This is a genomic window from Pseudoalteromonas sp. SCSIO 43095 (assembly GCF_023650455.1).
Classification (GTDB): domain Bacteria; phylum Pseudomonadota; class Gammaproteobacteria; order Enterobacterales; family Alteromonadaceae; genus Pseudoalteromonas; species Pseudoalteromonas tetraodonis.
In genome coordinates, this window is record NZ_CP087995.1 from 523,170 (window position 1) to 545,144 (window position 21,975).

Here is a 21,975-nt window from a genome sequence, read left to right on the forward strand (position 1 = left end):
TGATTACTTATTAGCGATGGCTTGTTCTATTGCTGTAATGAGTTCTACAACGCGTTTTTCTCTTTGAGTCATATCATTGCCTTTTAAACTTTGCTCAAGCGCTGATGCGCTATGGTAAATATCATCAAAGTTAAAGCAACCAGCACTGCCCTTAATACTGTGGGCAAGTGCGCGTAGTGTTTCGCAATCTTGGTTGTTATAAAGGGTTTTTATCTGCTTTAAGTAATCAGGTAAACTTGCCAAATAATTAGCATTTATTTGCTGAAATTTCTCACTTTTTAATAAGCTATCCCACTTATTTTGATTATCGCGTTCAAGGTGTAAATAGCTGACTAATACATTTTCTAGTGCGTCTTTATCAATGGGTTTAGCCAGCGCTTTGTTACAGCCTGCTTTAAGGTAAGTATCTATATCATGGTTCATGACATTTGCGGTCAGGGCGATAATTGGGCCATCGTAGGCGGCATCTCTGAGCATTTTAGTTGCTTCTAAGCCGCCCATAACCGGCATTTGCATATCCATGATTATAAGCTGATAGTCGTTCACTAGTGCCATTTCTACTGCTTGTGCGCCATTATTGGCTATATCAGGCTCTAACCCCCATGTTTGAAGGAGTAATTTTATCAGCAACTGATTATCGGGGTTATCTTCTGCCACTAAAATATGCGCATCAAAGTTATTGGTTGCAAAAGAAAGTTGCGGGTCTTTTTCGGGTGATAGCTGAGAGTGTTCAGTCAAAAAAAGGTTACTACTAAGCCCATTACCTAAATGGCAATCTATATCGATAGTAAAGCAACTACCCACACCCACTTCACTGGTTACGCTGACATCGCCACCGAGCAGTTGAGCCAAATTTTTTGAAATACATAGCCCTAATCCTGTACCACCAAATCGGCGTGTGGTTGTGGCATCAGCTTGTTCAAATGGCGTAAATAATCGACTTATTTGGTTTGCCGACATGCCTATACCGGTGTCTTCAACTATAAATGTAAGAATTTTTGGTGCTTGAAACTTTGCCGTAATTGTTACTTGGCCTTGCTCAGTAAATTTAACTGCGTTACTGGCAATATTAATCAGTATTTGTTTTAAACGAGTAACGTCACTATTTATGGTATGCGGCAAAGGTAGCGAATAATTGATCGTAAATGACAGCTGTTTCTCTTGCGCTAAAGGTTTAATGATTGATTCAACATCATGAATAAGTTGTACAACATTTAACGGCGTTTGCTCAACCGCCAGTTTTTCGGCTTCAATTTTTGAAAGATCGAGAATGTTATTAATAAGCTCTAACAAATGTTTTGAATTACGTAGAATAGTGCCTAAATGATGTTTGTCATTGGTTGCTTTTTCGCTATGCAGTAGTTGCTCTGTAAATCCCATAATAGCTGTAAGCGGAGTGCGAATTTCATGACTCATATTGGCTAAAAAGCGGCTCTTAAGCTGGTTTGCTTGTTCTGCTTGGGCGATGGCGGTTTCAAGCTTACTATTCATTGATTCAAGTGCCTTAGTACGACTCTCTACTTTATCTTCTAAATGATGCTTATATTCTTCTAGTTGCTGCTGATAATGCTTAATTTGGTTAATCATGTGATTAAAGTCGTTAAACAGTATGCCTACCTCATCGGTAGTATAAGCAGGCAGTGTGACTGAGAGGTCGCCATCACCAACGCGATGACTTGCTTCACCTAGTAATTCAATTGGGTTAAGCAGTAAATTGCGTACCACAATAAAAATTAAGATCGGTAGGGTGATCACAGAAATAATTACAATTAGCCCGGTGATGACACTAATTGCTTTACCTGATTGATACAGTACCGCTTTAGGAATGGTCGACACATAATAGTAGCCGCCACTCATTTGGGCTGCAAAAATCAATCGTTCTACTTTATCAACGCTCGAAAACTCAATGGTTGATAAGCTGCCAATATCAGCTAGGTCATTAATTTTATTAAGTTCATACTCACTAACATAGTGGCCACGCATTTTATAATCAGAGCTAAATAAAATTTTACCATCATTGGCGAGTAGTAAATTTAAGGTATTGTTATAAGGGGCTTCTAAAATACTGGTGTTTAAAATCGAAGGTTCGACCTTAAGGACAATAAAACCAAGTTGTTGTGGGCGTTTTAAATAGTAGTCAACGCTGTATATGCGTTGCACAAAATATAAGTTGGTGGTGCCATCTTCTTTTTGCACCATAAACTGCTGCTGGCTTAAATTACTTTGTTTAACTTGATCAAAAAACGGATAAGACTTTGGCGCGACAGTTAAATTACTGGAGTAATAGGCATCACTTTCACCGGTTTTTGAGACTAAATTAATACTAATAATATCAGGGTAGGCTTCACTGTAACTGGCAAATACATCCATTAACGCGCCAAGGCGATAGGTATAGCTGGCGTCTTCAAATAAACCTTTAGCTAAAAAGTCACTTAGTACCGGTGAGGCAGAGAGTAACTTAGCCGTTGCATGAAAAGAGTCTATATAGTTGAATACTTTTTGCTGTTGTTGCTCTACAAAGCGACTCATGATCAAGTCAGCTTGTTTTTGCGTAGAGTTAGTTACATTAGTGAGCGTAAACCCACCTAAAAATAACAACGGCAGTATAACCAGTGGAGTTATATACCATAATAATCGAATACTTAGCTTACTGGTTTTCATTACCCAACATCAAATCCTCCATTTAATCGACCAATAGTATGATTTACAGCACTATTACTCAAGCTTGGTGTTAAGTTAGTGGGCAATTTATAGCGTTATTGTTAATAATCGCTGAAAACACCAAACTTAAAAAAGATCCGTTAATAACTAACCATTGATTGTTTATAGCGCCAAGATCAGCGAAGGTAGTCTTCAATTACGATTAACTTTACGGATAGCGTCACAAGAGCTAATTTGGGTTCTTGTTGGGGTATGTTGCGCTTTCTAGGTTAGCTTGTTTTTAGCCTTGAAAGCTCAGCATACTAAAATACAAATACATCCGTATATCAACAAAAAGAGCCTTTTTAATGGCAGACCAAAATCTCCTTAGCGAAATTAATAAACGCCGTACCTTTGCGATCATCTCGCATCCTGATGCCGCCCAGCCTTTCAACGCTTAAAACCACCTTTCATTGCACACCACAATCACATCTCTACGTACTGAATTTAAAGGCTTTTTGTCTTTTTCTCGTTTCTTTGCTTTTCAATGATGTTCAAGCGTAACCTCGGGAAGTGTGTACAAACTTGAGTACAAATTCCGTTTTAGAGGTCTTTGGCGAAAATTCCATGACACAAACCTGGCTGTAGGCCTTGTCGTTACTGGGGTTGACGCGAGTTCTTCTTTAGACCTTGCTGTATATGAGCTGAGCGACAAAAGTACTTAGGGAGTTTGATGCGTCAGTTCGCGATTATCAGCGAGAGTATCGCTCTTTTGTCGATGACAAAAATCTCCTTCTACTTATATATAATTATGTATCAGTTCATGGCTTTTGATATGTAATGGCTAATCGAATTTGTGTTATTTGAGTTACTTTGATATGTTTTTGTATATAATTATTCTTAAGTGATGCATTAAGGCGTATCGTAATGAGCTATGTAACAGAGCAGATACTAGAAAGTCTTCGAGAAGCTCGGGTACGAAAGGGGTTTAGCCAGAGAGAGTTAAGTGCTCGTTCGGGGGTGCCTCAAAGCCATATTTCGAAAATCGAGTCTGGCAGTGTTGATTTAAGAATATCCAGTTTGATTGCACTTGCCCGTGTACTAGACCTAGAGCTATTGGTTGCGCCTAAAAAATCTGTACCTGCCATCAAGTCGATCATTCGAAGTGGACAAGGTATTAACGGCATCAGCGACGAGGGTGAGCCAATGTCGCCCGCCTATCAGTTAGAGGAAGACGACGATGACTAACCATGTCTCTACGCTCAACGTTTTGCTTTACGGTGAACCCATTGCAACGATCACCAACGTGGGCAATGACAGAACGATTTTTTCCTTTATGGATTCGTACATTAATGACGAATCACGGCCTGTGTTAGGGCTTGGCTTTAAAGATTCGCTAGGTGGCTTGCTGACTAGCTTCAAACCGACCCAAACCAAGTTAACCCCGTTTTTCTCTAACCTTTTGCCAGAAGAAACCATGCGAAATTACCTGGCAGAGCGTGCCGGTGTAAATCCAGCGCGGGAGTTTTTTCTATTGTGGGTACTGGGACAGGATTTGGCAGGCGCAATCACGGTTGTGCCTGCGGATGGTGAAGCTTTACCACCTAGTGTGCATCAAGACATAGAAGATGAAACGAAAACAGATGAGCCAATGCGTTTTTCATTGGCGGGAGTGCAGTTGAAGTTTTCAGCTGTGCAGCAGGCAAATGGCGGTTTGACGATCCCAGCAACCGGTCAAGGTGGCTCTTGGATTGTAAAATTACCGTCGTCTCGGTTTGAAGCTGTGCCAGAAAATGAATATTCGATGATGGAACTGGCTCGAATGTTGGGAATGGACGTGCCAGAAACGCAGCTACTCCCCATTAATCGGATTGCTAATATCCCCAATGGCATTGGCAAATTTGGTGACAGTGCGTTTGTGATTAAGCGTTTTGACCGTGCAGATGGTCAAGCTGTTCACATTGAAGACTTTGCGCAAGTGTTTGGTGTTTATCCTCAAGATAAATACAAAAAAGCCAGTATGCGCAATATTGCTCATGTTATCGGTATTGAAGGGCAAGACGAAGACATTGCTGAATTTACTCGCCGATTGGTGTTCAATACTCTAATTGGTAATGCTGATATGCATTTGAAGAATTGGTCTGTGATCTACAAAGATAAGCGCACCGCGTCTATTGCACCTGCTTATGACTTTGTTTCAACCATTCCTTATATCCCCGATGATAGTGCATCGCTTAAGGTGAGCCGTAGCAAGAAATTCAGCGATTTCACGTTGGATGAATTATCACACTTCGCGGCTAAAGCCATGTTACCAGAAAAGTTGGTGTTAGATACCGCAAAGCAAACCGTAGCAGGCTTCCATGAGATATGGGCGAAAGAAAAAGCGCATTTACCCCTCACTAAGACAGTGATTGAAGCCATCGAAACGCACTTACGAAGCATACCGCTACGTTGAATTACTAGTAGCTAAAGCATACATATCGATAAAGATGGTTTAACCTTATGCGATTTTACGGCGCTTTTCGCCGTAAACTGGAAATTTGGTAAACCGCACAATGATACCGGTGTCTTGATAAGGCTGATCTTCTGAACAAATCATGCATCTTTCTGACCATCAACAAGTGATGAATCAGGCGATGATAGCTTTACATTGATTTTCAGGAGAATGCAGATGACAGCAGTAGCGCACCAGGTAACCCCTTTTCTAACATCTTACAAAGTGATGGCTCAATAGTGGTATCAAAGCCGTTTGTGGCAAGCTCTTCTTGTCCGTTCGCGAAAAACAAGTAAGTTCAGGGCTTGGCAGGCGCATTTGATGTGAATCCTGTTCCGACGATTCAGAACATGGCAGCATGTTGGTAGCAAAATGCACTTTGTTATGATTCCTGGTGACTCAATGAAGACATTGGTTACGGTTTTTGCAGTAAAGTGAGCTAATGTAGTATTCGCACTTTATGAATATTACTTATGTGCCATTAGCGGCCACTCAATCTTGACACCAAGTGATCAAAAACCAATCGAATACGTGGTGGTACTGGACCACGTTGAGGGCGATAAATATATAAATCCCAAGGCACAGGCTCGGCCTCTTCTAACACTCTCACCAGTTTCTCTTGGCGTAATAAGTCTTGGACCAAAAAGTCAGGAATTTGAGCAAACCCCAGTCCATTTTGTATAGCCATTAATTCAGCTTCGGTGTCGGCACTTCGAAAACGTGTTATGGATGGGGTCCACTGTCTGTCCATGGAAAAAATCCATGGCCAAAGCTTTCCCGTATTGCGATCTACTAACCCTGTAGCCGGCAAGTGGTTTAGATCTTCAATAGACGCAGGCTTTCCCACTTTATTTATTAACTCACGCGAAGCCACGACATACATATTAATTTTGGTGAGCTGGCGGGCAATAAATCGACTATCTCTCATGAAGCCGATACGAATCCCAATATCTATTTTTTCGTCAACTACATCCACGCGCTCGTCACTGAGTGTCAGGTCTATATCCAGTTGAGGATGTATTGTTGAGAGTTCCAGTAATACTGGCATTAAGCATTTATGACCAAAACCAACAGGCGCTGCGATACGAACCCGCCCTTGTAATTCATTACCCGAGTTAGGGGCGCTTGTTTGAAACAATTCATCTACAGCGCGCAGGCGTTCTTTTGCTATCACAGCAAATTTTTCTCCAACTAGGGTCACTTGTATGTGTCGAGTATTTCGATGAAATAAAAGCTCCCCTTGCAATCGCTCTAACTCCTTCACTGCTCGTGTCACTGCCTGAGGAGAAATTCCCAGACGGTTAGCCGCTTCTTTAAAGCTGCTAGACTCAGCAGCAGTACAAAATATCCGGAGCATTTCTAATCTGTTAAGCATCACAGTCACATTCAGTTTTGATATGAATACATTAATACTATTCCATTTTTAGGAATTGTGAAATTAAAACTTTTCCATTTATTAATTTCTGAGGGTAAGTGATAATTTGTTTGTTATTTAGACAGAGTCATTCATTCAACTGATTTGAGGATATTAACTATGAGCAGTGTTTTAGCAAACAACATCAGCAGTAAAGTCGTTGTTATCACCGGTGGTAGCAGCGGTTTAGGCGAAACAACAGCAAGATATCTGGCTAGTCTTGGTGCGTCAGTAGTGTTAGGTGCCCGCCGTATCGAGAAGCTTGAAGCTATTGCTGCTGACATACGCGCAGCGGGCGGAAAAGTTGCGGTTCAAGCGACAGATGTGACTCGCCAGGACGAAGTGAAAGCCCTTGTAAATCTTGCACAAGAGCGCTTCGGTAAAGTTGATGTGGTTATCAATAATGCAGGGTTAATGGCGATTGCACCGTTAGCTGAGACTCGAGTTGACGAATGGGATCGCATGATTGACATCAACGTTAAAGGTCTGCTGTATGGAGTAGCCGCAGCGCTTCCGATCTTTCAGGCTCAGGGAACAGGCCACTTTATCAATATTTCATCCGTAGCGGGTATCAAAGTATTCAGTCCCGGCGGCACGGTTTATAGCGGAACCAAATTCGCTGTTCGCGCTATTGCCGAAGGCTTGCGCCATGAAGTTGGGGGTAAAATTCGTTCAACAATCATTTCACCAGGTGCAGTCGAATCTGATTTAAAACATGGAAGCTCAGATACTCAGGGTGCAGCCTTTGTAAAAGATTTTTATCAGCAAAATGAAATTCCATCTGACTCTGTTGCTCGTGCTATCGCATACGCAATTGAGCAGCCTGCGGATGTGGATATAAACGAGATTGTTCTGCGCCCAACTGTTCAAGAGTTTTAATTCGTTTAATAAAAGACCTATTAACCAGCGGGTGATTTAACCACCCGCTGAATATTCAGTTTGTGAGGTTATTGATGACAGCGTTAAACAGACAAATGCGTGCTTTGGTATTAGATAGCTATGAAGAGGGTACAGTATTCCGGGATGCCCTGATTAACTTACCCTCTCCATCAGCAGGTCAGGTGCAAGTAAAAATATTTGCAAGTGGCGTCAATCCTATTGATTACAAGATCCGCCAAGGTATCGCTCCTTATGCCATGCCGGAATTACCCGCAGTACTTGGCACCGATTTAGCTGGAGAAATTGTTGCTATCGGCGACGGCGTCACCGACTTTGCAGTAGGCGATGCAGTTTATGGTCTGACTGGCGGAGTGCGAGGATTGCAAGGATCATTGGCTGAATATGCCAACGTAGATGCTGAGTTACTTGCTCTTAAACCGAAAAATTTGTCCATGCGTGAAGCTGCGGCTTTACCTCTGGTTGCACTTACCGCTTGGGAAGGTTTGGTTGACAAGACGAATGTCAAAGCGGGCCAGAAAGTCCTTATCCAAGGTGGAGCTGGCGGAGTTGGACATGTAGCTGTGCAAATTGCTAAGGCCTTAGGTGCCGACGTTTATGCCACTGCATCGACTGGAAAACAAGAACTGCTCAAGGCGCTTGGTGCCACGCCAATTGATTATCACACTGCAAGCCCTGCTGAGTACGTGGACGCATACACCCAAGGTAAAGGATTCGATATCATTTACGACACTGTCGGTGGCTCTGTACTCGAAGCCTCATTAGGTATCATTGCACATTATGGACATATTTTAAGCTGTGCAGCATTCAGCTCACATAACCTGGCACCGTCGTCATTACGCTCTGCAACATTGTCAGCGATTTTTGTGTTACATCCACAGCTCAGCGGAGAGGGGCGCGAACATCATGGTGACATTCTGCGGCAAATTACGGCTCTTGTTGAAGCTGGACAAATTAAGCCACTACTCGATCCGTTACGCTTTTCCCTAGACACGGCAATGGATGCACATAATGCCGTAGAGTTGGGATCCATGGGTAAAGTAGTTATTGATGTAATTGCTTAAAAAGTCTTTGTTGTAATTACTTAAAAAGTCATTGTTGAGGATGCATATGAGCCCAAGAAAACTAATTCGAACTGTTCGTTTCCATGAATTAGGTGGCCCCGAGGTATTAACTATTGACTCGATCGCGAGTCCAAGTTTGCAGGCCACTGATGTACGTATTGCGGTCAAAGTTGTTGGGCTCAATCGTGCTGATGCCATGTTTAGGCGAGGCAGCTATATAGAAAAGGCTGACTTCCCTTCGCGAATTGGCTATGAAGCATCCGGGATAGTCATTGAAGTCGGGGAAGAGGTAAATCATTTACGCCTTGGGGACGAGGTTTGTATTGTCCCTCAGATGGGGCTTTCTCAGAATGGCTGCTACGCAGAAGAGATTGTCGTACCAAGTGAATATGTGGCACTTAAACCAGCAGGGCTAACCTTTGCTGAAGGCGCAGCAGCTTGGATGCAGTACCTGACAGCTTATGGCGCTTTGGTCGAAATTGCTAACGTGCAAAAAGGCGATGCAGTACTGATAACCGCCGCATCGAGCAGTGTTGGATTGGCTGCGATTCAAATTGTGAATTCTCTGGGGGGTATCCCTATCGCTACAACTCTAACAGGAGCTAAAAAGGCTGCTGTGCTCAAGGCTGGCGCGGGCCCATGTGATTGCAACCCAAGAAGAACCGCTACTGGATAGCTTGAGAAGCATCTTGGGAGCAAACAATTTAAAAGTCGCATTTGATGCTGTCGGTGGGCCGCAGATAGCTGAAATTGCTGAAGCAATGAGCCCTGAAGGAACAATAATAGTACACGGAGCATTAAGTCCCGAAATGACTCCTTTTCCCTTAAAAATAGCACTTCGTAAAAGTCTGACAGTTAGGGGGTATGTGTTTACTGAAGTTATAAAAGACATCGAGCGTTTTCGCAGAGCTAAGCAATTTATCCTCTCGGGTTTATCCGAAGGAACACTCAAGCCTGTCATTGATCGAAGCTTTAAATTTGAAGAGATAGTAGCAGCGCATCACTATCTGGAGTCCAATCAGCAGATTGGTAAAATAGTGGTCGAACTTGATTAACAGTTCGTAGCTTCCGCTGGTCTCTCAACTCAGTCAGTGCCTGATAATAATTAGCGTGGGCTTTGTTGCGGAAATCGAATGAACTAAATCAGAATCTTACGATCAGATTAGGGACATTCATTTTGATTGCATGTGTTACGCAGATGCATGCCCATTATTACGCGACAGTGGCTGAGTTTGGTCGGGAATTTGCATGTTCAGTGGCGAGTAGCATGGCGGAATTTATTGGAAGGCTTGATAACCCAAGCAATGAGATTTGGACGATCAAACGGGACGATAAAATTCCAGCTTCTGTTGCCATTGATGGTGAAGATCTTGGGCATAATCGAGCACATTTACGATGGTTCATTGTGGACGACTCTTTAAGAAGTTTCGGACTAGGTAAACAGCTTCTCAATTCTGCATTAGCTTTTGCCGATGCTCAGGGTTTCGTCCAAATCAACTTATGGACTTTTTCAGGGCTTAATGCAGCTCGATATCTTTACGAAAGTCAGGGCTTTGCATTGGTGGAAGAGAAGCTAGGCTCACAAAGGGGTATAGAAGTCTTGGAGCAACGCTTCACCAGGTGCCTATAAACGTGAATAAATATTTAAGGAGTCTCAATGACAGCTACAAAAGAAGAAGTTATCGCTTTCATGAAATCGGAGTTTCCACAAAGCAAATGCGTTGTGGAAGCAGTGGGCAACGGTGGAGCGACTGTATCTCATCATGTAGGTCAGGATGAATTACGTCCTGGCGGAACGGTTTCGGGGCCTGTTTTAATGAGTGTGGCTGATGTGGCACTTTATGTGGCGATACTTGGTAAAATTGGCATCGTGCCATTGGCAGTAACAACTAGCCTTAACATCAACTTCTTACGTAAGCCATCGGCAAATGAGCGAATCATTGCGGAATGTTCTCTGATAAAAGTCGGCCGTACTCTCGTGGTTGGGGAGGTTTCTCTGTACTCTGAGGGGGTGAGTGATTTAGTAGCACATGTTGTGGGTACATACTCTATACCGCCCTATACATCGGAACGAAGTGAGAATATTAAAAACAATTAACTCTCTGAAAGCTTGACTCCGCTTAAAAGATTATTGTTGAGAATGCATAAGAGCCCAAGAAAACTAATTCGAACTGTTCGTTTCCATGAATTAGGTGGTCCCGAGGTATTAACTATTAACTATTGACTCGCTGGCGAGTCCAAGTTTGCAGGCCACTGATGTACGTATTGCGGTCAAAGTTGTTAGGCTCAATCGTGCTGATGCCATGTTTAGGCGAGGCCACTATAGAAAAGGCCGACTTCCCTTTACGAATCGGCTATGAAGCATCCGGGGTAGTCATTGAAGTCGGGGAAGAGGTAAATCATTTACGCCTTGGGGAAGAGGTTTGTATTGTCCCTCAGATGGGGCTTTCTCAGAATGGCTGCTACGCAGAAGAGATTGTCGTACCAAGTGAATATGTAGCACTCAAACCAGCAGGGCTAACCTTTGCTGAAGGCGCAGCAGCTTGGATGCAGTACCTGACAGTTTATGGCGCTTTTGGGGAGCATGAGTGCTGTCGGTCATTGTGCCGATATATTTTTTTATATCGAGCGGTTTCACAATCTAAGAACATGTTGAACACTTCCATACCGTCACCTGTTACAATAATAACTGTTACAAGATCGAGTGTTACAGTTTAAACTGTAGATTGGTCAACAGTTAAAATTGTTGAAAGGCTACAGTTTTATTTGTAGAATACGGGCTTATGAAAACTTTATCCGAACGACTAAACCATGCCTTGCAGCTTACTGGGGTGACTCAGTCTGAGTTGGCTCGTCGCATTGGTATCAAACAGCAGTCGATCAGCCAGATTTGCTCTGGTAAATCGGCTAGGTCTCGTTACACCATGCAGATCGCGGAGGCGCTTCGCGTGAATGCTCATTGGCTCGCCACAGGTGATGGCGAGATTGGCTTGGGGGTCGGTAATGTAGAAGTTGGGCCTGACATTAAGGGAAGAATTCCTCTCATTAACTGGGTTCAGGCCGGTGATTGGACTGAAATAGCGGAGGGATTTGCCCATGAAGATGCTGAAGAGTGGCGTGAAGTCACTGGAAAAGCACATGAGGGTTGTTTCGCACTTCGCGTAAAAGGCGACAGTATGGAAAGTCCAAGCGGGAAAAAATCCATACCTGAGGGGGCAGTGATCGTTGTTGATCCTGAGTTACCTTGCACTTCAGGTTCATTGGTTGTTGCGCGTTTGGATGATTCGAAAGAAGCAACCTTTAAGCAGTTGGTCATTGACGGTGAACAGAAGTACCTAAAACCTTTGAACCCCCAATACCCTGCAATACCGATCAACGGCAACTGCACTATCATTGGTGTAGTACGACAAGCTATCATCGATTTTTGGTAGCGAAGGAATTTGTGGTTTAGCCACAGTTGTTCATGAGCTGAAGAAGCAACGATTGCAAACAGCTACAACTGAGCATTGGCGCACGCTGAGAGTAAATGGTAACCGATTTGATAACCATTGATTGTTTATAAAGTCAAGATCAGCGAAAATAGCGTCCAATTACGATTAACATAACGGATTTGACAAGCGAAGAACTGAAAGAGAGTACTTCCAAAAGTGTGTACAAATCCGTGTACAAACTAAAAGAATTTATACATGGCAAACCAAGATTTTCTTAATGAAATCAATAAGCGAAGGACCTTTGCTATCATCTCGCATCCGGATGCTGGTAAAACAACCATCACCGAAAAAGTACTTTTGTTCGGACAAGCGATTCAAAAAGCCGGTACTGTAAAAGGCCGTGGCTCTAATCAACATGCAAAGTCTGACTGGATGGAAATGGAAAAAGAGCGTGGTATATCGGTTACTACTTCTGTAATGCAGTTTCCATATAACAATGCGCTAGTTAATTTACTTGATACCCCTGGGCACGAGGACTTCTCAGAAGATACTTACCGTACATTGACCGCGGTAGACTCGTGTTTAATGGTTATTGATGCCGCCAAAGGTGTAGAAGACCGTACCCGTAAACTAATGGAAGTTACCCGTCTACGAACCACGCCTATTGTTACCTTTATGAATAAGTGTGACCGTGATATTCGTGACCCAATGGAGCTACTAGATGAAGTAGAAACAGAGCTAAATATTGCTTGTGCGCCTATTACGTGGCCAATTGGTTGTGGTAAAGAGTTTAAAGGTGTTTACCACATTCATAATGACGAGGCGATTTTATACAAAACAGGCCAAGGTCATACTATTCAAGAAGTACGTACAGTTAAAGGCCTTGACAACCCAGAGCTTGATACTGCCATTGGTGAAGAGCTCGCTGAACAATTACGTGAAGAACTGGAGCTAGTAATAGGTGCCTCTAACGAGTTTGATCTTGAGCTGTTTTTAGCGGGTGAGTTATCGCCTGTGTACTTTGGTACAGCCCTTGGTAACTTTGGTGTAGACCATGTACTTGATGGTTTAACGCAGTGGGCACCAACACCATTGCCGCGCGAAACAGATGATCGCCAAGTTGTTGCAACAGAAGAAAATTTTACCGGCTTTGTGTTTAAAATTCAGGCCAATATGGACCCTAAACACCGCGACCGCATTGCCTTCATGCGTATTGTATCGGGTAAATACAGCCAAGGCATGAAAATGAACCATGTGCGTATAGGTAAACAAATAAGCATTTCTGATGCGGTAACCTTTATGGCAGGCGATCGTGAGCGCGCAGCTGATGCATACGCGGGCGACATTATTGGTTTACACAACCACGGCACAATCCAAATTGGTGATACCTTTACGCAAGGCGAAAAGCTAAAATTTAGTGGCATTCCTAACTTTGCCCCTGAGCTATTTCGTCGTATTCGATTAAAAGATCCGCTTAAACAAAAGCAGTTATTAAAGGGCTTAGTACAGCTATCTGAAGAGGGCGCAGTTCAGGTATTTAGACCACTTATTAATAACGATTTGATTGTGGGCGCGGTAGGTGTGCTTCAGTTTGACGTGGTTGTAGCGCGTTTAAAAGCAGAGTACAACGTAGATGCAATTTATGAAGGCGTAAACGTAAATACTGCGCGTTGGGTACACTGTGATGATGTTAAAAAGTTTGAAGAGTTTAAACGCAAGTGCGAAAGCAACCTAGCACTCGATGGTGGCGATAACTTAACTTACATAGCGCCGAGCCGTGTAAACCTTAATCTATCGGTAGAACGTTACCCAGACGTAACATTTAGCCATACGCGCGAAAACTAGAATTGACTGACTAAAGTTAACTGAAAGCCTGCTTTAGCGGGCTTACAAAGGTAAATAATATAATGAACATTCGTACTATCTTAGTAGAAAAAGCCATTGCCGCTATGATTGCAGCAGGCTTGCCTGAAGACACAAACCCAGCAGTTACACAAAGCACACGTCCACAATTTGGTGATTATCAAATTAATGGTGCAATGGGCGCCGCTAAAAAAATGAAAAGCAACCCACGCGAGCTTGCACAAAAAATTATTGATAATCTAGATGTAACTGACATTGCAGAAAAAACAGAAATTGCCGGCCCAGGTTTTATTAATATTCATTTAAAGCCTGAGTTTTTGGCCAACAGTGTAAAAGCAGCAAATAGCGATGCAAAACTGTCTGTAAACGAGCACGCTGAACCGCAAACTGTTGTGGTAGATTATTCATCGCCTAACCTTGCAAAAGAAATGCACGTAGGCCATTTGCGTTCAACCATTATCGGTGATGCCATTGTACGTGCGCTTGAATTTAGAGGCGATAAAGTCATTCGCCAAAACCACATGGGCGATTGGGGCACACAGTTTGGTATGCTAATTGCGCATTTAGAAGATCAAATTAGCCAAGGCGTAGACTTAGAGTCGGTAGCGCTTGCTGATTTAGAAACCTTCTACCGTGATGCGAAAAAACGTTTTGACGATGAAGAAGGCTTTGCTGATAAAGCCCGTGATTACGTTGTTAAATTACAAGGTGGCGATGCACACTGTGAAAAACTGTGGAAGTTATTCATCGCCACGTCTGTAAAGCACTCTGAAGAAGTTTACAAGCGTCTAAACGTAACACTTACGCAAGACGATATTATGGCAGAAAGTGCTTACAACAGTGAGCTTAACGATATTATTAGCTTATTAAAAGATAAAAACATAGCTGTAGAGTCGCAAGGCGCACAAGTCGTATTTTTAGATGAACTTGCCAATAAAGATGGTGAGCCATCGGCGTTTATCGTGCAAAAATCAGGTGGCGGGTTTTTATATGCAACTACCGACTTAGCAGCGTGTGATTACCGTTCCAACAAACTAGGCGCAGATCGTATTTTAATATTTGTTGATGCACGCCAGAGTCTTCACTTTAATCAAGTAGAGCTAACTGCGCGTAAAGCCGGTTTATTACGTGATGAAACAAGCTATGAGTTTTGTCCATTTGGCACCATGATGGGCGCTGATGGTAAACCATTTAAAACTCGTACAGGTGGTACAGTAAAACTTGCTGATTTACTTGAAGAGTCGATTAGCCGTGCAGCAACAAAACTTGCAGAGCGTGAATCTGACTTATCAGAACATGAGCGCAGTGAAATTGCGCGTAAAGTAGGTATTGGCGCAGTTAAATATGCTGACCTTTCTAAGCACCGTACCAGCGATTACATCTTCAACTGGGACAGCATGCTAAGCTTTGAAGGCGCAACAGCCCCTTACTTACAATATGCTTATACGCGTGTTCGCAGTATTTTCCGTAAATTTGGCGTTGATGCTGTAAGCTTAAAAGCCGATGTAAGTATTATTGAGCCGCAAGAGAAAACCCTCGCGCTTAAATTATTACAGTTAGAAGAAGTCCTTGATCTGATGATCAATGAAGCCACACCGCACGTATTATGTGGTTACTTATACGAATTAGCTAGTTTATACATGACATTCTATGAAGCTTGCCCAGTACTTAAAGAAGGGGTAGAGCCAAGCGTACGTGATAGCCGTTTAGTGCTGTGTAATTTAGTGGCAGATACGCTAAAAACGGGTTTAGATCTGTTAGGCATCGAAGTCATGGAGCAAATGTAATCTGCTGCGTGTAGTTCGCTTTGACTGCGTTGTCGTGCTTTTTTAGCCTAAGTCACATACAAAAACGTATGCTCTTTGGCGTAAAAAAGCACTTCGCCTTGTCAGCACTTCTACACTTGCAGATGCGAAGCTTGGCACTAAATAGTTGACCCTAATCACATACAACTACGTATGCTCATAGGGATAAGTAGGGGTGAATGCCTTGTCTTAGGCTAAACTACTTAGGTGAACGTCTGCTGCGTGTAGTTCGCTTTAGCTGCGTTGGTAAAACTATTTAGCCTAAGTCACATACAAACCGTATGCTCCTTGACATAAATAGTTTTACCTCCTTGCTAGCACTTCTACACTTGCAGATAATGTTAGGTGTTAATACTTGACCTCTCCTATAGGTGCATTAATTTTGTAGCTGATAGCTCTTTAGAAGGATTTGTTTATGAAACTCGAAGACATCCGTCGTGAATACCTGCAAGATGCGCTCAGTGAAGACAACTTGCTTGATGATCCGTTTAAGCAGTTTGAGACCTGGCTTGAGCATGCTGTTGCCAGTAATTTACCCGACCCTACAGCAATGGTGGTCGCTACGGTTGATGACACTGGTCAGCCCTCACAGCGTATTGTGCTGCTAAAGCATTTAGATGATAACGGTTTTGTGTTTTTTACTAATACCGGTTCACGAAAAGCACAAGAGCTTAAAGGCAATAATAAAATTTCCTTGCACTTTCCATGGCACCACATGGAGCGCCAAGTGATTGTGTATGGTGAGGCGCAGCCGCTTCCAACGTCAGCCGTGGCTAAGTACTTTTTATCACGTCCAAAAGAAAGTCAATTAGCCGCTTGGGCGTCGCAACAAAGCCGCCCGGTGTCGTCGCGCAAAGTGTTAATGGAAACCTTTGCCAATATGAAAAACAAGTTTGCCAAAGGTGAAATACCACTTCCTGATTTTTGGGGCGGATATTGTGTTGTGCCGCAAAAAATCGAGTTTTGGCAGGGCGGAGCGCACCGTCTACATGATCGCTTTATGTATCAGCGTCAGGCCGATAATAGCTGGCAAATAACGCGCTTAAATCCGTAGTGGGCTAGTTTTTTGAAGTTTATAGACTCGCATTGCCATCTTGATTTTAGTGAGTTTGACGCAAACCGCGAATCACTTATTAATGCCTGTGTAGCAAAGGGCGTTAGCCAATTTATTGTGCCAGGTATTAGCTTGGCGCAATCTCAAAACCTACTAGGGTTTAAAGCAACCTACCCACAAGTCAGCATAGCGGCAGGGCTGCATCCTTACTTTTTAGAGCAACACCAACAATCACATTTAGAGTCATTATTTAATTTTGCTAAAGCAAATAAAGCACAGCTGGTGGCTATTGGTGAGTGCGGTCTCGATCGCAGTATCGAAAATCTTGAAAAACAAACCTTTTTGTTTGAGCAGCAAACAGCGCTTGCTAATGAGCTTGATTTACCGCTAATTGTTCATCACAGGCAAAGCCATGATTTAATTGCGCAGTCGTTTAAGCGTTGTAGGCCAAAAAACGGCGGTGTGATCCATGCTTTTTCAGGCTCAATTCAACAAGCGCACTATTATATAAAGCAGGGTTTTAAACTTGGAGTCGGTGGGGTTATAACTTACGAGCGTGCAGCTAAAACACGTGCAGTTATAGCAAAGCTTGAGCCGCAGCATTTGGTGCTTGAAACTGACTCACCTTCAATGCCGCTAAGTGGCTATCAAGGGGAGGTAAATACCCCACTGCATATTCCTAACGTATTTGATGCGCTTTATGGTTTAAAACAAAATAGCGATAAATTTCAATTAGCTGAGCAGCTTTATGATTCATGCTCAGACGTTTTTTGTATATAACGATTTACTTGCCAGCGCTTTAATCCTCGGCCTAATTGCCAAGTAAAAATACAGACAATCACTAACATAAGTAGCACTTGGCGACCTAAATCATGAAAGTGATTATGGCTAGCCGATACCGCAGCACGGGTTAAATAGGTAATAGATACAAAGCCAATCGGGCGGTTGTCGTCTGAAATAACTTGCTCAACAAAAGGCGTTTTTAACTTACTAATACCCGGTGATGAGTCAGGTAATAAGCCATACACATGATGCGATTGCCAATTATCGCTGCTCGCAAGTACCACACCTTGTTTGTCATAAATAGTGGCCGAGAGTACAAATTCATCTTTACTGATATTGTTGCATAAGGTGGTCAGTTGCTGCTTGTTTTTTTCTATCAGCGGATTTTTAGCATTCAGTGCCATAAACTGAGTGAGAGATTTAGCTGCGCTATTGGCATTATCGTAAAGCAGTTGATGACTTTGAAAGCTACTATTTATACCCACCCAGCTTAATAATACAAAGCAGCCAGCGGCCAATAGCAAACGGACTAAACGCTTTTTTTGCGAGGCTGTAAGTGGATTTTTAAGATGGTTATTTTTCATAGTCACCGTATATGCTGCTGACAGCATTTTGATTTGATGTTACAACTACACTATAACCTTAAATCCACCCTGATGGCGAATTTTGTATCTTATATCCTTTTCATCAATGCGCTAAATGTCAGGAAATATAAACGGAGATCCCATGTCGAACGCGAACATGGCACAGCACAGCGCTGAGCAACCATTATCACAACTTACCCTAAATAAATGGTTCAGCTATCAAAAGGGCGTATTTGCACCTTTAAATACAAATCCAAGCAGAGAGCGAGGGCTTTTTAGTATCGCCTTTGCAGGCGATTTTAGTATGGCGCATATCAATAGCATGATTGAGTTCTTTGCGGCTCACCAGCAAAAAGTAACGGCTATTTGTCAATATCAGCCAGATTTAGGGTTATCTGCGGCATTATGTTTTTATATAGAGAATACAGAGCAGGCAATAAACCCACTTGAACTTCAAGCTTTTGCAAATACCTTGACGTGTCAGTTAGTGCAAGTAACCAATCCCCCTAATTTAAAAAAACCAGGATTATTGGTAATGGATATGGATTCAACAGCCATTACTATTGAGTGCATTGATGAAATTGCGCGTTTAGCTAATGTATATGACGAGGTTGCCAGCGTGACTGCGCAGGCAATGGCAGGCCAGCTTGATTTTAGTGAGAGTTTAAACCAACGCGTTGCCAAGCTTGAAGGCATTGAAAAGAGCTTAATTGATGATCTTAAAAGTGCACTGCCTTTAATGCCGGGTATTAAAGCGTTGTGTCAAATTTTAAAGCGCCACCAATGGTATTTAGCCATTGCATCAGGCGGGTTTGTGCCGTTTGCAGAGCGTGTACAAGAGTTAATTAATTTAGATGAAGTGCATGCCAATGTATTAGAATTTAAAGACGATAAACTAACAGGTAAAGTGTTAGGTGGTATTGTTGATGCTGAGCAAAAAGCGGTTATTTTAGAATCGCTTCAACAAAAACTAGGCCTTGAAAAAACGCAAACAGTTGCCATTGGTGATGGCGCAAATGATTTAAAAATGATGGCTCAAGCAGGATTAGGCGTTGCTGTGCATGGCAAACCTAAAGTAGTTGAACAAGCCCAAGCGGCTATTTGCCAAGGCTCGTTATTACAATTGCTGTATATGTTGGCGGTTCCGCTAAATCCATCTCAGGGTTAACGTAAACGGTTTAACCAAATTAGTTTTCGCCTAGACATTTGCTCAACCTGTTGTTGGTTGAGCGATAAATGTACAAGGGCTTCGTCACTTACATCAATAATATCGCCAACTCCCGATACTGACCACAAGGCATCCTCTAAGTTTTTAGCCTTGTGAATTGCGTATTGGCTAACGTATTTTAGCTCACTTGCTAAGTAGTCAGTATCGAGTCGACCAGTACGTGAAATATATAAACGCATTATAAAAACCAGCTCAGACTTCAGCCCTTTACTTACTTGCTGTTTAAACTCGCTGCAGTCGGTGCCTAAAATACACTGACTGATAATTGCATCGGCTATATTTTCTTTTTTAGGATCGAAGTTAATCACCAAACTAAATTCTAATGGCGAGTCTTGGCGAGAGCGCTCTTTAATATTCGGGGTGATCACATCAGCAATGTGCGCTTTAGTTATAATATTTGATAAGTCTGTTTTAGTATTTAGCAGTGAAAAATTTTGTAAAATAACATGCAGAGGGCTTGGATATAAACCAAGTCCCATGGCGCCAATTTCAAAGTGAGCCATTGATTTATGTAAATATATTGGGAACTGGCAAAGTGTTTTGGTTACCATATTTCTAAGTGCAGTAGAAAGCCCTGGTACTTTAGGTGACTCTTCTGCTATTTTTAATTTTTGTTTATTGCTGTCAATTAAAAGAGTAAAAAAATCGACCCCAGTATGAGGCGACTTTTTCTCTACATGTGCTTTTAAATTAATCGTGGTTAACGATTTACTCACCGCCATTACTTCATATTGAATAAGACTTAATGAATAACTTTTGGTGATTTTTTGTAAATCAGGGAATGACAGCGACACGATATCGCCTTTTTTAAAGTTTACTTCTTGATTACACTCTAGTTGCAAACCAAAGACTGAAAAGTCCCGAGTGTGGCCATGCAGCACTGAGTCGCGGGTGTTAATAACGACGCTGGTTTTATAAAGGTAACGCTTATTAGAACGAAGGTTCACGTACTCTAACGGCACGGTATTTAGCTCCGGCGGTGATGCATGCTTACTGTGGCCAAACAATTTCAATTTATTGGCCAAGGCTTTATCAAATTCATACTGTTGATAATGCTGTTGTTCATGCTTATTACCTACTTGAGTAAGTAGCATTAAATATTTTACGTCTTTTATGGCGCCTTCAACACGTGGTGAAGGCGGTTTATTAAGTTTCTCAATATCTTTACCCAAAGAGTTAGGTAAAGATAAAGGAATATAAGCATCTTCAGTATGGCTTGGCATCAATTGTAATTTAAAGCAGCGCCAACTGTCTCTTCGGCTACCAAAACCAAAAAATAACGCTTTTAATTGTGCATGTTGCTCAAGCTCTGAACGAGTGGCTGAATAGTAGTAAATTTTTCCTGCAGAGACATGGGTAAAGGTATATAAATATTCCTCTTTTACAGCCACAGGTTTTAGTGCCAAGTTACGAATACGCTCATGGTTTAACACACTGTATAGGCAGGATATTTTGCGCTCATCGGTAAAGTAACGTTGAATAAACAGGCTGTTTTCAGTAGTTAAACTTAGGCTTGGATAATAAACACCGTTTTTTTGACTTATAAAAACGTATAGCGAATTGACCCTAGGAATATAATATTGCTCGTAGCCTTTAGAAATAACTGCATCGAGGGTGTTATCTAAGTTCACTTTGTAGCGGCGTTTATTGCCATGGATAAAGTTTTCTAAAAAATGGTCAAACGCGGTGTTGTTTTCTTTAAATGTGCGTTTTAAGCGAATATGATTAAATTCATCCGAGGTATTTTCTATCGCAACCACTTCGTATTCAATCCCATTTTTTAACCCAAGCTCAAAATCTTGTTCAAGGCCAACTAAGTGCATAACAATAAGCTGACCTTTTTTTAAGTTATAGCGGGATGCCAACTTAATTTTACAGCCACTGAGTGAAATATCAGAAGTACTTGCTTCAATTTTTGTTTGCTCATCGTACTCAATAGTAATTTTAATTGAGTAATTCATTCGCTCTTCGCTACGACTTTCATAAGCCGCAAACTTAATTACATCGGTGGGTAGTTCGCGTGATGGTTCAATTATTTTAGGCGGGGTGGTCGTTGATCTTTGCTGTAAAACACGAAAATTATTTTCGGTGTTCATCACCGCTTCGTACACGGCAAGGGTGTAGCCTTTATGTTGTTTTATTGCCGCTTCGAATACTTCAATGGCGGTGTCATCCATAAAGTGTTGTTTACCGTTATGCTCATATGGTTTTACTTGACCGGTAACTAAACCACGTAGATCAATAAAGCGGTCTATCGGCTGAGATAAACGCGACATTTCCATTTTTATTAAAAACTGCTCGGGTTTGCTTAACTCGGCAGTTTTTGACTTGAAAATGAGATCAAACTTAGCATTTCCCAAATACTGTTTTAATTCATTTACAAGCGCTTCATGCTTGAGCAATACGTCTTCAGCCATTTATAAATCATCACCGTCTAATTTAAAAGTAGGTATACTGTTGCAATCATTTATTAGAGAATTAAATGAATCTAATATCGAAAAGTAGTTAAATGCGACCACGATATTATGCGTAACTATACTTTCTGTTTATTGTTATTCGTTATGAGCCAATTAGTTGGCACGTTTTTATTAGTACTTTAAAGCAAGAAGCATGCCCTAAAGCAGGTTAAATGAAACTACATCAGTATAGTGTGATACTAAATGCGCTATTCCACAAGGCGTTGTTGCTAAGGTAAAGCCAGCAATGGCAAAATAAGCG

At 42.1% G+C, this 21,975-nt stretch carries 16 protein-coding genes and 2 pseudogenes; 14 read left to right on the forward strand and 4 right to left on the reverse strand.

Features of this window, described 5'->3' with window-relative positions; genetic code table 11:
- Positions 1-3: 3 nt before the first annotated feature.
- On the reverse strand, positions 4-2,661 hold the full coding sequence (locus tag LOC50_RS02420; RefSeq protein ID WP_248474078.1) for an ATP-binding protein: 2,658 nt from the start codon (positions 2,659-2,661) through the stop codon (positions 4-6).
- Positions 2,662-3,660: 999 nt separating this feature from the next.
- On the opposite strand from LOC50_RS02420, the gene LOC50_RS02425 reads away from it, so the two are divergent.
- Together LOC50_RS02425 and LOC50_RS02430 are read left to right on the forward strand one after the other, a co-directional pair.
- Positions 3,661-3,888 carry a helix-turn-helix domain-containing protein gene (locus LOC50_RS02425; protein WP_001969648.1) on the forward strand — a complete coding sequence of 76 codons (228 nt, stop codon included), beginning with the start codon at positions 3,661-3,663 and terminating at the stop codon, positions 3,886-3,888.
- On the forward strand, positions 3,881-5,095 hold the full coding sequence (locus tag LOC50_RS02430) for a type II toxin-antitoxin system HipA family toxin (protein WP_138627176.1): 1,215 nt from the start codon (positions 3,881-3,883) through the stop codon (positions 5,093-5,095). The genes LOC50_RS02425 and LOC50_RS02430 overlap by 8 nt, the downstream gene beginning before the upstream one ends.
- A gap of 520 nt (positions 5,096-5,615) precedes the next feature.
- Here LOC50_RS02430 and LOC50_RS02435 read toward each other — a convergent pair.
- Positions 5,616-6,509, reverse strand: coding sequence for a LysR family transcriptional regulator (locus tag LOC50_RS02435; protein WP_036983391.1), 894 nt, complete (start codon positions 6,507-6,509; stop codon positions 5,616-5,618).
- Between the two features lie 159 nt (positions 6,510-6,668).
- Between LOC50_RS02435 and LOC50_RS02440 the strand changes: the two genes are divergently transcribed.
- From LOC50_RS02440 to LOC50_RS02495, 11 genes and pseudogenes are all read left to right on the forward strand, one after another.
- Positions 6,669-7,427 carry an SDR family oxidoreductase gene (locus LOC50_RS02440; RefSeq protein WP_250653555.1) on the forward strand — a complete coding sequence of 253 codons (759 nt, stop codon included), beginning with the start codon at positions 6,669-6,671 and terminating at the stop codon, positions 7,425-7,427.
- Positions 7,428-7,501: 74 nt separating this feature from the next.
- Positions 7,502-8,509, forward strand: coding sequence for a zinc-dependent alcohol dehydrogenase family protein (locus LOC50_RS02445; protein ID WP_250653556.1), 1,008 nt, complete (start codon positions 7,502-7,504; stop codon positions 8,507-8,509).
- Between the two features lie 46 nt (positions 8,510-8,555).
- A pseudogene (locus tag LOC50_RS17405) lies at positions 8,556-9,564 on the forward strand (zinc-dependent alcohol dehydrogenase family protein).
- Between the two features lie 212 nt (positions 9,565-9,776).
- The gene (locus LOC50_RS02460; RefSeq protein WP_250653559.1) at positions 9,777-10,139 is read left to right on the forward strand and encodes a GNAT family N-acetyltransferase; all 363 of its coding nucleotides are present in this window, start codon (positions 9,777-9,779) and stop codon (positions 10,137-10,139) included.
- 27 nt (positions 10,140-10,166) lie between these two features.
- Positions 10,167-10,607: a PaaI family thioesterase gene (locus LOC50_RS02465; protein WP_036984080.1), complete on the forward strand. Its 441-nt coding sequence runs from the start codon at positions 10,167-10,169 to the stop codon at positions 10,605-10,607.
- Between the two features lie 42 nt (positions 10,608-10,649).
- Positions 10,650-11,092, forward strand: a pseudogene (locus tag LOC50_RS17410) (alcohol dehydrogenase catalytic domain-containing protein); the annotation flags it as partial.
- A gap of 200 nt (positions 11,093-11,292) precedes the next feature.
- Positions 11,293-11,940 carry a LexA family protein gene (locus tag LOC50_RS02475; protein WP_069440049.1) on the forward strand — a complete coding sequence of 216 codons (648 nt, stop codon included), beginning with the start codon at positions 11,293-11,295 and terminating at the stop codon, positions 11,938-11,940.
- Between the two features lie 255 nt (positions 11,941-12,195).
- Positions 12,196-13,785 carry a peptide chain release factor 3 gene (gene prfC / locus LOC50_RS02480; protein WP_248474070.1) on the forward strand — a complete coding sequence of 530 codons (1,590 nt, stop codon included), beginning with the start codon at positions 12,196-12,198 and terminating at the stop codon, positions 13,783-13,785.
- Between the two features lie 62 nt (positions 13,786-13,847).
- On the forward strand, positions 13,848-15,590 hold the full coding sequence (gene argS / locus LOC50_RS02485) for an arginine--tRNA ligase (protein ID WP_250653560.1): 1,743 nt from the start codon (positions 13,848-13,850) through the stop codon (positions 15,588-15,590).
- A gap of 433 nt (positions 15,591-16,023) precedes the next feature.
- Complete coding sequence (gene pdxH / locus LOC50_RS02490; protein ID WP_024602100.1) at positions 16,024-16,662, forward strand: pyridoxamine 5'-phosphate oxidase; 639 nt, start codon at positions 16,024-16,026, stop codon at positions 16,660-16,662.
- A 12-nt stretch (positions 16,663-16,674) separates the two neighbouring features.
- Positions 16,675-17,442 carry a TatD family hydrolase gene (locus LOC50_RS02495; RefSeq protein ID WP_250653561.1) on the forward strand — a complete coding sequence of 256 codons (768 nt, stop codon included), beginning with the start codon at positions 16,675-16,677 and terminating at the stop codon, positions 17,440-17,442.
- On the opposite strand, the gene LOC50_RS02500 is transcribed toward LOC50_RS02495, so the two are convergent.
- Entirely contained in the window at positions 17,409-18,029 is a 621-nt protein-coding gene (locus LOC50_RS02500) for an AhpA/YtjB family protein (protein WP_214552510.1), read from the reverse strand. The two genes, LOC50_RS02495 and LOC50_RS02500, sit on opposite strands and share 34 nt — an antisense overlap.
- Before the next feature lie 142 nt (positions 18,030-18,171).
- On the opposite strand from LOC50_RS02500, the gene serB reads away from it, so the two are divergent.
- Complete coding sequence (gene serB / locus LOC50_RS02505) at positions 18,172-19,197, forward strand: phosphoserine phosphatase SerB (RefSeq protein WP_250653562.1); 1,026 nt, start codon at positions 18,172-18,174, stop codon at positions 19,195-19,197.
- Here the strand turns inward: serB and LOC50_RS02510 are convergent.
- The gene (locus LOC50_RS02510; RefSeq protein WP_250653563.1) at positions 19,194-21,674 is read right to left on the reverse strand and encodes a PilZ domain-containing protein; all 2,481 of its coding nucleotides are present in this window, start codon (positions 21,672-21,674) and stop codon (positions 19,194-19,196) included. The genes serB and LOC50_RS02510 overlap by 4 nt on opposite strands.
- Positions 21,675-21,975 lie beyond the last annotated feature (301 nt).

Coding starts and splice junctions, on each gene's coding strand:
- LOC50_RS02465 (WP_036984080.1), top strand. CDS start 10,167: ATGACAGCTACAAAAGAAGAAGTTATCGCTTTCATGAAATCGGAGTTT.
- LOC50_RS02440 (WP_250653555.1), top strand. CDS start 6,669: ATGAGCAGTGTTTTAGCAAACAACATCAGCAGTAAAGTCGTTGTTATC.
- LOC50_RS02435 (WP_036983391.1), bottom strand. CDS start 6,509: ATGCTTAACAGATTAGAAATGCTCCGGATATTTTGTACTGCTGCTGAG.
- LOC50_RS02510 (WP_250653563.1), bottom strand. CDS start 21,674: ATGGCTGAAGACGTATTGCTCAAGCATGAAGCGCTTGTAAATGAATTA.
- pdxH (WP_024602100.1), top strand. CDS start 16,024: ATGAAACTCGAAGACATCCGTCGTGAATACCTGCAAGATGCGCTCAGT.
- LOC50_RS02475 (WP_069440049.1), top strand. CDS start 11,293: ATGAAAACTTTATCCGAACGACTAAACCATGCCTTGCAGCTTACTGGG.
- LOC50_RS02420 (WP_248474078.1), bottom strand. CDS start 2,661: ATGAAAACCAGTAAGCTAAGTATTCGATTATTATGGTATATAACTCCA.
- argS (WP_250653560.1), top strand. CDS start 13,848: ATGAACATTCGTACTATCTTAGTAGAAAAAGCCATTGCCGCTATGATT.
- serB (WP_250653562.1), top strand. CDS start 18,172: ATGTCGAACGCGAACATGGCACAGCACAGCGCTGAGCAACCATTATCA.
- LOC50_RS02460 (WP_250653559.1), top strand. CDS start 9,777: ATGGCGGAATTTATTGGAAGGCTTGATAACCCAAGCAATGAGATTTGG.
- LOC50_RS02500 (WP_214552510.1), bottom strand. CDS start 18,029: ATGAAAAATAACCATCTTAAAAATCCACTTACAGCCTCGCAAAAAAAG.
- LOC50_RS02430 (WP_138627176.1), top strand. CDS start 3,881: ATGACTAACCATGTCTCTACGCTCAACGTTTTGCTTTACGGTGAACCC.
- LOC50_RS02445 (WP_250653556.1), top strand. CDS start 7,502: ATGACAGCGTTAAACAGACAAATGCGTGCTTTGGTATTAGATAGCTAT.
- prfC (WP_248474070.1), top strand. CDS start 12,196: ATGGCAAACCAAGATTTTCTTAATGAAATCAATAAGCGAAGGACCTTT.